General features: G+C 67.2%; 9 protein-coding genes. 3 read left to right on the top strand and 6 right to left on the bottom strand.

What is annotated here, in order from left to right; genetic code table 11:
* Nucleotides 1-158: 158 nt before the first annotated feature.
* Entirely contained in the window at nucleotides 159-773 is a 615-nt protein-coding gene (locus tag QZM15_RS12930) for a hypothetical protein (RefSeq protein WP_302106517.1), read from the bottom strand.
* Between the two features lie 68 nt (nucleotides 774-841).
* Between QZM15_RS12930 and QZM15_RS12935 the strand changes: the two genes are divergently transcribed.
* A complete protein-coding gene (locus tag QZM15_RS12935) occupies nucleotides 842-1,084 on the top strand; it encodes a hypothetical protein (RefSeq protein WP_226225713.1) in 243 nt (80 codons plus the stop codon).
* A 406-nt stretch (nucleotides 1,085-1,490) separates the two neighbouring features.
* Nucleotides 1,491-3,632 carry a hypothetical protein gene (locus QZM15_RS12940; protein WP_302106518.1) on the top strand — a complete coding sequence of 714 codons (2,142 nt, stop codon included), beginning with the start codon at nucleotides 1,491-1,493 and terminating at the stop codon, nucleotides 3,630-3,632.
* A 48-nt stretch (nucleotides 3,633-3,680) separates the two neighbouring features.
* Here the strand turns inward: QZM15_RS12940 and QZM15_RS12945 are convergent, their stop codons facing one another.
* The 5 genes from QZM15_RS12945 to QZM15_RS12965 all read right to left on the bottom strand — a co-directional run bounded on the left by QZM15_RS12945 (nucleotide 3,681) and on the right by QZM15_RS12965 (nucleotide 11,226).
* Nucleotides 3,681-5,081: a GGDEF domain-containing protein gene (locus QZM15_RS12945; RefSeq protein ID WP_124658603.1), complete on the bottom strand. Its 1,401-nt coding sequence runs from the start codon at nucleotides 5,079-5,081 to the stop codon at nucleotides 3,681-3,683.
* Nucleotides 5,082-5,343: 262 nt separating this feature from the next.
* On the bottom strand, nucleotides 5,344-6,522 hold the full coding sequence (locus tag QZM15_RS12950; protein WP_089464845.1) for an acetyl-CoA C-acyltransferase: 1,179 nt from the start codon (nucleotides 6,520-6,522) through the stop codon (nucleotides 5,344-5,346).
* Between the two features lie 50 nt (nucleotides 6,523-6,572).
* Nucleotides 6,573-7,205, bottom strand: coding sequence for a bifunctional nicotinamidase/pyrazinamidase (pncA, locus tag QZM15_RS12955; RefSeq protein WP_302106519.1), 633 nt, complete (start codon nucleotides 7,203-7,205; stop codon nucleotides 6,573-6,575).
* Between the two features lie 44 nt (nucleotides 7,206-7,249).
* The gene (locus QZM15_RS12960; protein ID WP_060966923.1) at nucleotides 7,250-9,334 is read right to left on the bottom strand and encodes a 3-hydroxyacyl-CoA dehydrogenase NAD-binding domain-containing protein; all 2,085 of its coding nucleotides are present in this window, start codon (nucleotides 9,332-9,334) and stop codon (nucleotides 7,250-7,252) included.
* 248 nt (nucleotides 9,335-9,582) lie between these two features.
* Entirely contained in the window at nucleotides 9,583-11,226 is a 1,644-nt protein-coding gene (locus tag QZM15_RS12965) for a 3-(methylthio)propionyl-CoA ligase (protein WP_302106520.1), read from the bottom strand.
* 151 nt (nucleotides 11,227-11,377) lie between these two features.
* On the opposite strand from QZM15_RS12965, the gene QZM15_RS12970 reads away from it, so the two are divergent.
* Nucleotides 11,378-12,946: a YdiU family protein gene (locus tag QZM15_RS12970; protein WP_302106521.1), complete on the top strand. Its 1,569-nt coding sequence runs from the start codon at nucleotides 11,378-11,380 to the stop codon at nucleotides 12,944-12,946.
* The last annotated feature ends 35 nt before the right edge of the window (nucleotides 12,947-12,981 follow it).

Raw genomic sequence — 12,981 nt, forward strand, 5'->3', positions numbered from 1 at the left:
AAACTTGCCGATGGCAATGGACGGTATCTTGGGGCGGGCCCGTCCGCTACCTCGCTCCGGCGCCTGTCGACTCGGTTCGCGTTCCGGCGCCCCAATGCAAAAGCCCCGAGCGCGCTTGCACCCAGGGCTTTGACAGCGTCACATTCGACCACGCCGAACTAATCCCAAACCAGGTTCTCGAACGGCGTGAACCATCCATACGTTCTTGAGCTGACCACGACTTTCCCGCCGTACACGCCGTAGCAAACGTCCTTGCTATCCACGTTTCCCACCACGGGCGCGCCACTGTCACCCGGTTGGGTCTGCGCGTCGCCGTCCAGGTTGAGCAGGACGACGTTCTTGACCTTATCGTTGGTGCCAGGCACCGTGATATCCGCATCCGCCTCGGCAACCGAGCAATTCACGAGACCGGAGAGCGCACCTTGCAACCACAAACGGTGGCCCTTTACGGGACGAACGTTTGAGCCGAACTCCACCGGTTTTTTACCACTGTCCGTCCATATCTCATTGGCCGTTGCCTTGACTCCCGACAACACCGTCACGAGGGCGATATCCTGATTTTCCTCGAGGAAGTTGACGAGCAAATCGCCCACGTGGTTTGCGTCATCGGGCTGACCCACCTTCACATCCTTCTTTCCGAACACATGGCCCGCCGTCGCAAAGCACGTACCGCCGTCATATTCCACGACCAGACCTAAAGTGCCGATCTTGCTGGGGGTCACAATTTTGATCCCGCCGACCAAAGGACGAACTTTGAGATTGTTTGCAGGCATCACGGGCTCCGCTAACGGTTGAAAAAAGCGATTGATCATTGCCGGATGACTATCAAGAACGTTGAAACATGACGCTTGTGAACCTTGGACTGTCTAGCGATCAATCGACGATCCCTCGCCGTGCGGCACAGGCGCAGGAACACGGTTTGCTCGGCTTCGCGCGTGCCGCGATTTGCATGTCGGCCTGTCACGACACTGCCCGACACAACGCGGCGATTCATTTCCTGTTGGGCATCAATGCCCGGCCCGGCATCGTATTTCCGGTCGTTTTGTCACCGGATATCCGGAGTACGTTAATTCGAATCCATTGAATCGCACATTTTACCGAAGCGACTGGCAATAATTTCATCCCATTTTTCAATTCAACATTCGAAAACAAAAACATTATTGACTTCGACTTTCCCGCAAATTTATAATCGCCTACGACGGCTTACGCATCATTTTCCGCGCCGCCCCGGATTCGCCGCTCACCCGCGCGAAGGCTGGTCTCATCGCCTTTCCAGCGGGGCATCGACGCACACCTCTGCCGTTTTCGGCTTTCGGCATTTATCGGCCAACCGGTTATTTGCCAACCTGTTTCCCTTTAGAAGAAGCGCAACACCCCGATTAATTCCCGCCATTCGCCGGAGTGAATGCAAAACAGGATCAGACGGACCCAAGATCCGTCGATTGGAACATCCAGATAAAAAATCGCGAGTCATCAGGAGGGACATCAACATGCATCGCCTTGCGAAGTCGCTGTGTCTCGGGCTCGTCTGCGCCGGCCTGCTGTCGGCCTGCAACGACGACGACGTCAAATCGAACAGCCCGCCGTCGAACACCGCCGCGTTGTCGTTCCGCATGGACACCGGCGGCCAGATCAACGCGTTCTACCGGCAGGACAAGGTCGCCGCGCATCTGCTGGCGCGCTCGTCCACGAAGCCGCGTCTGCTCGTGGTCTTCCCCGCCGGCAACAGCGGCACCGGGCTGTGGTTCGACGACACCGCGCAGCCGGTGAACTGGAGCCTCGACACGCCGCCGGCCGCACTGTCGGCCCCGGACGCGCACGGCCGTCCGCTGTACGGCATCGGTGCCGACGTGTCGGTCAATACCGCTACGCTGACGATCCGCCAGGGCGTGCTCAGCAACGTGCGCTTCCTGCGCGACTTCAACGGCGGCGCGACGATTCCGCCGCAGATCCTCACCGCGCCGACGGTCCAGGGCAACACCGCGCAATGGCAACGCGACCGGCTCGACGGCGCGCCCGGCTATGCGCTGCGCATCACGCTGCGCGACGGCGGCAGCATCGCGCCGGCAGCGGGCGGCAAGCTCGTGCTCAACGCACCGGCGGGCTCGCACACGCTGAAGCTGCACATCGATGCGCTGTCGGGCGAGACGCCGCTGTCGCCGATCACGCACGCCGACCTGTTCGCGCCGTCCGTGAACCCCGACCCGGTCAGCCAGAACGTGCTCGAATTCCTGAGCTTCAACGACAAGCTGCTGGCCGGCTCGTGGCAGTACGACACGTACTTCGGCCGCGACACGCTGATCTCGGTCCGCATGCTGATGCCCGTGCTCGAACCGGCGGCGATCGAGGCCGGGCTGTCGTCGGTGCTGAGCCGCCTGTCGCCCGACGGCAAGGTCGCGCACGAGGAAGGCATCGGCGAATTCGCGCTGGTCGACAACCAGAAGAACGGGCGGCCGAACGATGCGACACCGACCTACGACTACAAGATGATCGACAGCGACTACCTGCTCGCACCGATCGCCGCCGCGTGGCTGATCGACGATACGCGCGGCCAGGCCCGCGCGGCCGCGTACCTGGCGCAGCGCGGCAGCGACGGGCACACCAACGGCAGCCGCCTCGTCGTCAACCTGCTGCACGTCGCGACGACCGCGCAGCCGTTCGCACAGCAACCGTCGGTGGCAAACCTGATCCACCTGCGGCCCGGCGAAATCGTCGGCAACTGGCGCGACAGCACCGACGGCCTCGGCGGCGGCGTCTACCCGTACGACGTGAACGCGGTGCTCGTGCCGGCCGCGCTGCGCGCAGCGAACGCGTTCCTCGCCCGCGGCCTGCTCGATCCGTATCTCGATGCGCAGCAACGCGCGACGCTCGCCAACACGGCGAACGAGGCGGCCACATGGGAAACGCAGGCGCCGCCGCTGTTCCAGGTCAGCGTGCCGGCCGCGCAGGCGGCGACCGACGTGTCGGCCTATGCGCCATCCGCCGGCGTGCCGGCCGGCGCCGCGCCCAATGCACCGCTGGCCTTCTACGCGCTGTCGCTCGACCAGCAGGGCAACCCGATTCCGGTGATGCATTCGGACGGCGGCTTCGCGCTGCTGTTCGGCACGCCGCCGGACGATCAGCTCCAGCGGATCGTCGGCGACGTCACGCGGCCGTTCCCGACCGGGCTCGTGACCGATGCCGGGATGCTGATCGCGAACCCCGCGTATGCGAGCCCGTCACTGTGGCCGAAGTTCACGAGCTCCGCGTATCACGGCACGGTAGTCTGGTCGTGGCAGCAGGCGATGTGGGTGGCCGGGCTCGATCGCCAGCTGGCGCGCGAGGACCTGTCGGCCACGACACGCACGCTGCTCGCGCAGGCGCGGCAGACGATCTGGCAGGTGATCTCGAACGGACGCGACATGCGCACGTCGGAAATGTGGACGTGGTCCTACGTGAACGGCAAGTACCAGACCGACGCATTCGGCACGCGCAGCGCCGATGCGACCGAAGCCAACGCGGCGCAACTCTGGAGTACGACGTATCTCGCGATCCGCGACCCGCAGCAGCGCGCGGGCAAATACTGGTGGCAGGCGTCGCAGCCGACGCAGGACGAACGATCGAAGCAGGTGACGGCCGTGGCGTCGCGCTAGCGCGCGTCGCCACGCGCGTGCAGGCCGGCACCGGCGCCGGCATGCGGACTAGCGCGTCACCACGCGGTTGCGCCCTTCCCGCTTCGCCTGGTACAGCCGCTCGTCGACCACCCGCAGCAGCGCATCGACCGTGCCGCCGTCGACGCCGTATTGCGCGACGCCGACGCTGACCGTCACCTGCACGCGCTTGAAGTCCAGCCCGAACGGCGCACTCGCGATCGACGAACGCACGCGCTCGGCCGTCATCCGCGCGCCCTCGAGCGGCATCTCGGGCAGGAGCGCCATGAACTCCTCGCCGCCCACCCGCGCGAGCGCGCCCGCCGGCCGGATCGCCTCGAGGCACTGGCGCACGACGCCGCGCAGCACCTCGTCGCCGATCTGGTGCCCGTAGGCATCGTTGATGTTCTTGAAATTGTCGAGATCGAGCGCGAGCAGGCAGAACGGCGTGCCGTCGCGCTCGGCCCGCACGATCTCGCGCTCGACCTGCGCGATGAACTGGCGGCGGTTCGACGCGCCCGTCATCGGGTCGGTCGCGGCCATGTACTCGAGCTTCTGGTTCGTGCGCCGCAGCTCCTGCAGCGCGCTTTCGGTGCGCGCCATCGATTCCGACAAGCGGCTCATCAGGTCTTCCTGGCTGTAGATCGCCGAGAACGAGCGCGTCGTCTGCAGCGCCTGCACGACGCCGTAACTGAGCAGGAAGAACCCGCCCGCGAAGATCGCATGCGCGAGCCACCACATGTGATTCCACGGCTTGCCGAGGATGAACGCGAGCGACGACAGCGCGAACGCCATGATCGACACGCCGTAGATCACCATCAGCGGCGAGCGGATCCGCCGCGCGAGCAGCAGGCACACGTTCAGCAGCGAGAACACCAGCGCGCCGCCTTCCATCGACAGCCGCGTGCCGAGCGCACCGGCAACCGGCGAATACGCGACGTACGCGACCACCACGTCGACGATCAGGAAGAGCACGATCCAAGGCAGCCACGTCCGTGCGCTCGTGCGCTTGTCGACCCGGTCGGGCGGACGCGAATACGACAACAGGCCCGTGAGCAGCAGCACGGACATCGCCAACCGCGACGCGGGCCCGTACAGCAGGAACAGCCAGATATTGTGATGCGCCATCCCGGTGAACGCGCCGTGCAGCGCATAGATCATCGCGAAACCGAGAAAGCCGAGCGTCAGCCAGCGCAGCAGCGGCTCGCCGGACGACCGGTAGCACACCCACGTCACATAGGTGACGAACGCGCCTTCGATCGTCGCCGCCGCGATCGCGATTTCATGGAAAGCGTGGTTCTCGAATACGACGCTCCGGTCGCTGAAGAACCACAGATAGGCAATCAGATACGCAGGCAGCAACGCGAATCCGACCAGCAGGCATTTCGCGTAGAGCCTTGCGGCCGCACTGACGACGCGCGGCGGTTCCCCGGCTGCATAGGTCGTACTCATTCGGTCCCCGGTCGGTCTGCTGCGTTGATTGGAGTCCTCGCGGCACGGATCGCGCAACGCATGATCTGACCCATCGTGCCGAAAGGCAAATGTCAGAGCAAGTATAGGTGGGGTAATTCGTTTGACAAGTCAGGGGAAACGGCATTGCCGGGTACATGCCTTTTGCTTCCCCGTCGTTGCGAATCGCGCATCGGTCGCGCCGATTCATCGTTGCGGCGTGCGGTGACGCCGCAGCGCCACCGCGGCCGCGGCCGGTCAAAGATCAGAGGATTTCGAACAGGCCGGCCGCGCCCTGCCCGCCGCCGATGCACATCGTGACGACCACGTACTTCACGCCGCGCCGCTTGCCCTCGATCAGCGCATGGCCGGTCAGGCGCGCGCCCGATACGCCATACGGATGGCCGACCGCGATCGCGCCGCCGTTCACGTTCAGGCGCTCCTCAGGAATCCCGAGCGTGTCGCGGCAGTACAGCACCTGCACCGCGAACGCCTCGTTCAGCTCCCACAGGCCGATGTCGTCGACTGTCAGCCCGGCCTGCTTCAGCAGCTTGGGCACCGCGAACACCGGGCCGATGCCCATTTCGTCCGGTTCGCAGCCGGCCACCGCGAAGCCGCGGAACGCGCCCAGCGGCTGCAGCCCTTCGCGTTGCGCGGCGGCGGCGCTCATCACCACGCATGCCGACGCGCCGTCCGAGAACTGGCTCGCATTGCCCGCGGTGATCACGCCGCCCGGCACGGCCGAACGGATCTTCGACACGCCTTCGAGCGTCGTGTCGGGGCGGATGCCTTCGTCGGCCGAGACCGTCACTTCCTGCGTGTACAGGCGGCCCGTCGCCTTGTCGGCGATGCCCGCGAGCACGGTGATCGGCACGATCTCGTCGCGAAAGCGCCCGGCTTCCTGCGCGGCCGCGGCACGCAGTTGCGACTGCACGCCATACGCGTCCTGCCGCTCCTTCGAGATGCCGTAGCGCTTCGCGACGTTCTCGGCGGTCTGGAGCATGTTCCAGTAGATCTCGGGCTTGTGCTGGACGAGCCAGCCTTCCTGGATCATGTGCCGGTTCATCTCGTTCTGCACGCACGAGATCGATTCGACGCCGCCGGCCACATAGATCTCGCCTTCGCCCGCGACGATCCGCTGCGCGGCCAGCGCGATGGTCTGCAGCCCCGACGAACAGAAACGGTTCACCGTCATCCCCGGCACGCTCACCGGCAATCCCGCGCGCAGCGCGATCTGCCGCGCGATGTTCGCGCCCGTCGCGCCTTCGGGATTCGCGCAGCCCATGATCACGTCCTCGACGCGCGCCGGATCGAGCTTCGCGCGTTCGAGCGCGGCCGCGACCACGTGGCCGCCGAGCGTCGCGCCGTGCGTCATGTTGAATGCGCCGCGCCAGGACTTCGCGAGCGGCGTGCGTGCGGTCGATACGATTACGGCTTCGGTCATGCGAGTCTCCTTCGGTCCTGCTTCATGTCCTGAATCGGATGGGAAATGCGCTACGCCGCCGGGCGCGCGCCGGCGGACGTCGCATGCGCGACGCCCGCTGCCTGCATCTGCTGCCATGCGTGCGCGAGCGACCCGTTCAGGTCGATCGCACGGCACGCATCGTTGATCACCGCGGCTTCGAAACCGGCCGCGCGCGCATCGAGCGCCGACCATGCGACGCAATAGTCGGTCGCGAGCCCGCAGCACCACACGCGCTTCGCGCCGAGCTCGCGCAGATAGCCCGCGAGCCCCGTGCGCGTCGTGCGGTCGGCCTCGACGAACGCGGAATAGCTGTCGACCTGCGCGTCGCCGCCCTTGCGGATCACGAGCCGCGCGTGCGGGATGTCTAGGTCGCGATGCAGCGCCGCGCCGTGGGTGTCCTGCACGCAGTGCACGGGCCACAGCACCTGCTCGCCGTACGGCAGCGACAGCGTGGAAAACGGCTCGCGGCCCGGATGGTTCGCCGCGAACGACACGTGCTCGCGCGGGTGCCAGTCCTGCGTGAGCACGACCTGGTCGAAGCGTTGCGCGAGCGCGTTGATCACCGGCACGACCGCATCGCCGTCGGGCACCGCGAGCGCGCCGCCCGGCATGAAGTCGTATTGCACGTCGATCACGAGCAGGACGTCGTCGGTGCGTTTCATTTCAATTCTCCTGGGTGAATCGGGCGCGCCGTCGTGCGAGATCGTCAGCCGTTGAACCCGCGGCCGGCCTTCGCCAGTTCCGCGATCGACGGCGCGAGCTGCCACGCGTCGCCGTTCGGCGCCGCCGCGTAGCGGCGAATCGCGCGCTCGACGTTGTAGAGGCCGACCGTATCCGCGTACAGCATCGGGCCGCCGCGCCACAGCGGGAAGCCATAGCCGGTCAGGTAGACCATGTCGATGTCGGACGCCTTCGACGCGATCTTCTCCTCGAGGATCTTCGCGCCTTCGTTGACGAGCGCGAACACGAGCCGCTCGACGATCTCGTCGTCGCCGATCTTGCGCCGCTCGACGCCGCGCTCCTTCGAGTACGCGACGACCATCTCGTCGACGAGCGCCGACGGCTTCGCCTTGCGATCGCCCGGCACGTAGTCGTACCAGCCGGCGCCCGTCTTCTGGCCGAAGCGGCCCTGCTCGCACAGGCGGTCGGCGATCTTCGAATAGTGCAGGCCAGGCTGCTCGACGTAGCGCCGCTTGCGGATCGCCCAGCCGATGTCGTTGCCGGCGAGGTCGCTCATCCGGAACGGCCCCATCGCGAAGCCGAACTTCTCGATCGCGCGATCGACCTGCGCGGGCAGCGCGCCTTCCTCGAGCATGAACAGCGCCTGGCGGATGTACTGCTCGATCATCCGGTTGCCGATGAAGCCGTCGCACACGCCCGACACGACCGCCGTCTTGCGGATCTTCTTCGCCACCGCCATCACGGTCGCGAGCACGTCCTTCGCGGTCCGCGCGCCGCGCACGACCTCGAGCAGCTTCATCACGTTCGCCGGGCTGAAGAAGTGCATGCCGACGACGTCCTGCGGGCGCTTCGTGAACGCCGCGATCTTGTCGACGTCGAGCGTCGACGTGTTGGACGCAAGGATCGCGCCCGGTTTCGCGACTTCGTCGAGCTTCCTGAACACCTGCTCCTTCACGCCGAGTTCCTCGAACACCGCTTCGACGATCAGGTCGGCGTCCTTCAGGTCGTCGTAGGACAGTGTCGGCGCGATCAGCGCCATGCGCGCGTCGAGCTTCTCCTGCGTAAGCTTGCCCTTCCTCACCTGCGCGTCGTAGTTCTTGCGGATCGTCGCGAGGCCGCGCTCGAGCGCGTCCTGCTTCGTCTCGAGCAGCGTGACGGGCAGCCCCGCGTTGACGAAGTTCATCGCGATCCCGCCGCCCATCGTGCCCGCGCCGATCACGCCGACCCGGCGGATCTCGCGCAACGGCGTATCGGCCGGCACGTCGGGAATCTTGCTTGCCGCGCGCTCGCCGAAGAATGCATGGCGCAGCGCGCGGCTTTCCGGCGTCATCATCAGCGCGACGAAACCCTCGCGCTCGGCGATGCTGCCCTTGTCGAAGCCGTTCAGCACGCCGGCCTCGATCGCGTCGATGCACTTGTGCGGCGCGGGGAAATTCGGCGCGGCGGCCCGCGCGGAATTGCGCGCGAACTGGATGAAGCCCGCCGCGTTCTCGTGGACGATCTTGCGATCGCGCACGCGCGGATGCGGCCCCTTCTGCGCGCCAACCTTGCGCGCGAACGCAACGGCCGCGTCGAGCAGGTCGCCGTCGGCCATTTCGTCGAACAACCCGCTCTTCGCGAGTTGCTCCGACGGCACCGGCGCGCCCGACACGATCATGTTCAGCGCGGTTTCAAGCCCGACCGCGCGCGGCAGGCGCTGCGTGCCGCCCGCGCCCGGCAGCAGCCCGAGCTTCACCTCGGGCAACGCGACCTGCGCGCCGGGCGCGGCGACCCGGTAATGCGCGCCGAGCGCGAGCTCTAGGCCGCCGCCCATCACGACGCTGTGCAGCGCCGCGACGACCGGCTTCGCGCTCGCCTCCACCGCGCGGATCACGGTGTGCAGCGTCGGCTCCTGCAGCGCCTTCGGCGTATTGAATTCGGTGATGTCGGCCCCGCCCGAGAACGCGCGGCCCGCGCCGGTCAGCACGATGGCCGTGACCGACGGATCCTGCGCGGCGCGATCGAGCGCGTCCATGACGCCCTGGCGGGTCGACAGGCCAAGCCCGTTGACGGGCGGGTTGTTGAGCGTGATGACGGCCACGCCGTCGCGAGTCGAGTAATCCACTGCCATCTGCCTGCCTCCATGCATCGCGCGCCGGATTGGCTGCGCTTCATTGTGCGCGGTCGAACGGCCGCATGTCCGGATGAACGCAGGCAGCATACAACGAAAAAGCACGATCGTTCAATTTGAATTGCGTTCCCGATTCGGGGACGGAGCGGGGCGACCGGCATCGGGCGACCGGCGTCGGGCGACCGGCGTCGGGCGACCGGCATCGGGCGACCGGCCCCGCGTGCCGGCGGCTGCCCGGGCGCGACGGCTTACGGCGCGCCCACCGCCGTCGGCAACACGTAATCGCGGAACGTCTCGCGCAACTTCAGCTTCTGAAGCTTGCCGGTCGCGGTGTGCGGCAGCGAGTCGACGAACACCACGTCGTCGGGAATCCACCATTTCGCGACCTTGCCCTCGTAGAACGCGAGCAGCGCGTCGCGGCTCAGGTTCGCGCCTTCACGCGGCACCACGACGAGCAACGGCCGCTCGGTCCATTTCGGGTGCGCGCACGCGATGCAGGCGGCCTCGGCCACGCCCGGATGCGCGATCGCGACGTTCTCGATGTCGATCGAGCTGATCCACTCGCCGCCCGACTTGATCACGTCCTTGCTGCGGTCGGTGATCTGCAGGAAGCCGTCGGGGTCGATCGTCGCGACGTCGCCGGTCGGGAACCAGCCGTCCGCCAGCGGCGATTCATTGCCGCGAAAGTAGTGGTCGATCACCCACGGCCCGCGCACCTGCAGTTCGCCGAACGCGACGCCGTCCCACGGCAGCTCGCGGCCGTCCTCGCCGACGATGCGCATGTCGACGCCGCAGATCACGCGCCCCTGCTTCTCGAGCAGCCGGCGCTGCGCGTCGAGCGGCCGCCGCGACTGCGCCCAGTTGAGCTTCGCGAGCGTGCCGAGCGGCGACAGTTCGGTCATCCCCCACGCATGGATCACGCGCACGCCGTACTCGTCCTCGAACGTGCGCAGCATCGCGGGCGGGCACGCGGAGCCGCCGATCACCGTGCGGTTCAGCGTCGAGAAACGCACGCCGGCCTCGCGCATGTAGTTCAGCAGGCCGAGCCACACGGTCGGCACGCCCGCGGAGAACGTCACGCGCTCGGCCTCCATCAGCTCGTACAGCGATTTCCCGTCGAGATCCTTGCCGGGCAGCACCAGCTTGCCGCCTGTGAGCGGCACCGCGTACGGCAGCCCCCATGCGTTGACGTGGAACATCGGCACGACGGGCAGCACGGCGTCCATCGCGGACAGGTTCATCGCGTCGGGCAGCGCGGCGCCGTACGCATGCAGCACGGTCGAGCGATGCGAGTACAGCACGCCCTTCGGGTTGCCGGTCGTGCCCGACGTATAGCAGAGCCCCGACGCCTGCTGCTCGTCGAGGCGCGGCCAGTCGTAGCGGCCGTCCTCGGCTTCGACGAGCGTTTCGTAGCACAGGAACGGCGTCGCGCCGGACGGCACGTGCGCGGCGTCCGTCATCGCGATCCAGCCCTGCACGTGCGGGCATTGCGGCGCGATCGCATCGACGAGCGGCGCGAAATTGATGTCGAAGAAGACGTAGCGGTCTTCCGCGTGATTGACGATGTACGCGATCTGTTCGGGGAACAGGCGCGGATTGATCGTGTGGCAGACGGCACCCATCCCGCCGATCCCGTAATACGCTTCCAGATGCCGGTAGCCGTTCCACGCCAGCGTGCCGACGCGGTCGCCGGTGTCGACGCCGAGCCGCGCGAGCGCCTGCGCCAGTTGCTTCGCGCGGCGTTCGCAATCGCGGTACGTATAGCGATGCAGGTCGCCCTCCACGCGCTTCGACACGATCTCCGTGTCGCCGGCGTGCCGCGCGGCATGCGAAATCAGCGACGACACGAGCAACGGCACATCCATCATCTGGCCCAGCAACGGCTTACCCATCGTCTTGTTCTCCGTGAAGGATGCGAATCGGTGACCGGCTCCCGCGGCGCGCCCGTCGGCGGCCCGGACGGGCGCGGCGCACGGTGCGCGGGCCGCCATGCGGGCGGCGCGGCGCCGCCTTACAATATCGGCTTACCCAGAGGCGCTCAACATGTCGTTTTCCCGAAGCGCAGCCGATGCGGCTGACACCCTGCCCGACCTCGCCGCGACGCTCGGCGAGCCCGCCGAACGTGCGTTCGTGACGCTCGGCGACGCGTTTCATACGCGGCTGCCGGCCGCGCCGCTCGCCGCGCCGTACGTCGTCGGCTTCTCCGACGAAGTCGCGCGACTGCTCGACCTGCCGCCGTCGATCGCCGCGCGGCCCGGCTTCGCCGAGCTGTTCGCCGGCAACCCGACGCGCGACTGGCCCGCGCACGCGATGCCGTACGCGTCGGTCTATTCCGGCCATCAGTTCGGCGTGTGGGCCGGCCAGCTCGGCGACGGGCGCGCGCTGACGATCGGCGAACTGCCCGGCGCCGACGGCCGGCGCTACGAACTGCAGCTCAAGGGCGGCGGCCGCACGCCGTATTCGCGGATGGGCGACGGCCGCGCGGTGCTGCGCTCGTCGATCCGCGAATTCCTGTGCTCGGAAGCGATGCATCACCTCGGCATCCCGACCACGCGCGCGCTGACGGTGATCGGCTCCGACCAGCCGGTGGTGCGCGAGGAGATCGAGACGGCGGCCGTCGTCACGCGCGTGTCGGAAAGCTTCGTGCGCTTCGGCCACTTCGAGCACTTCTTCTCGAACGATCGCCCCGACCTGCTGCGCCAGCTTGCCGATCACGTGATCGACCGCTTCTATCCGGCCTGCCGCGACGCGGACGATCCGTACCTCGCGCTGCTCGAAGCCGCGACGCTGCGCACGGCCGAGCTCGTCGCGCAATGGCAGGCCGTCGGCTTCTGCCACGGCGTGATGAACACCGACAACATGTCGATCCTGGGCGTGACGATCGACTACGGTCCGTTCGGCTTCGTCGACGCATTCGACGCGAACCACATCTGCAACCACTCGGACACCGGCGGCCGCTATGCGTACCGGATGCAGCCGCGCATCGCGCACTGGAACTGCTATTGCCTCGCGCAGGCGCTACTGCCGCTGATTGGGCTGCAGCACGGCATCGCCGACGACGATGCGCGCGCCGAGCGCGCGGTGAACGATGCACAGGCCGTACTCGCGACATTCCCCGAACGCTTCGGTCCCGCGCTCGAACGCGCGATGCGCGCGAAGCTCGGCCTCGAGCTCGAGCGCGAGAACGACGCCGAACTCGCGAACAAGCTGCTCGAGACGATGCACGCGAGCCACGCGGATTTCACGCTGACGTTCCGCCGGCTCGCGCAGCTCTCGAAGCACGACGCGAGCCGCGACGCGCCCGTGCGCGACCTCTTCATCGACCGCGAAGCATTCGACGCATGGGCGAACCTCTACCGCGCGCGGCTGTCCGAGGAGACGCGCGACGACGCGGCACGCGCGGTTGCAATGAACCGCGCGAACCCCAAATACGTGCTTCGCAACCATCTGGCCGAAGTCGCGATCCGGCGCGCGAAGGAAAAGGATTTTTCGGAAGTCGAGCGGCTCGCGCGAATCCTGCGCCGCCCGTTCGACGAACAACCGGAGCACGAAGCATACGCGGCGTTGCCGCCCGACTGGGCGGGCTCGCTCGAAGTGAGCTGCTCGTCGTAAGCCCGCAACCCGCGCATCTCGACCGACCGATCAGG

The sequence above is a fragment of the Burkholderia sp. AU44665 genome (assembly GCF_030504405.1).
GTDB classification, from domain to species: domain Bacteria; phylum Pseudomonadota; class Gammaproteobacteria; order Burkholderiales; family Burkholderiaceae; genus Burkholderia; species Burkholderia semiarida.

What these genes read in the sequence shown, in the direction of transcription:
- QZM15_RS12935 (WP_226225713.1), top strand. Translation starts at nt 842, where the DNA reads ATGACGCTTGTGAACCTTGGACTGTCTAGCGATCAATCGACGATCCCT.
- QZM15_RS12940 (WP_302106518.1), top strand. Translation starts at nt 1,491, where the DNA reads ATGCATCGCCTTGCGAAGTCGCTGTGTCTCGGGCTCGTCTGCGCCGGC.
- pncA (WP_302106519.1), bottom strand. Translation starts at nt 7,205, where the DNA reads ATGAAACGCACCGACGACGTCCTGCTCGTGATCGACGTGCAATACGAC.
- QZM15_RS12950 (WP_089464845.1), bottom strand. Translation starts at nt 6,522, where the DNA reads ATGACCGAAGCCGTAATCGTATCGACCGCACGCACGCCGCTCGCGAAG.
- QZM15_RS12970 (WP_302106521.1), top strand. Translation starts at nt 11,378, where the DNA reads ATGTCGTTTTCCCGAAGCGCAGCCGATGCGGCTGACACCCTGCCCGAC.
- QZM15_RS12930 (WP_302106517.1), bottom strand. Translation starts at nt 773, where the DNA reads ATGCCTGCAAACAATCTCAAAGTTCGTCCTTTGGTCGGCGGGATCAAA.
- QZM15_RS12945 (WP_124658603.1), bottom strand. Translation starts at nt 5,081, where the DNA reads ATGAGTACGACCTATGCAGCCGGGGAACCGCCGCGCGTCGTCAGTGCG.
- QZM15_RS12960 (WP_060966923.1), bottom strand. Translation starts at nt 9,334, where the DNA reads ATGGCAGTGGATTACTCGACTCGCGACGGCGTGGCCGTCATCACGCTC.
- QZM15_RS12965 (WP_302106520.1), bottom strand. Translation starts at nt 11,226, where the DNA reads ATGGGTAAGCCGTTGCTGGGCCAGATGATGGATGTGCCGTTGCTCGTG.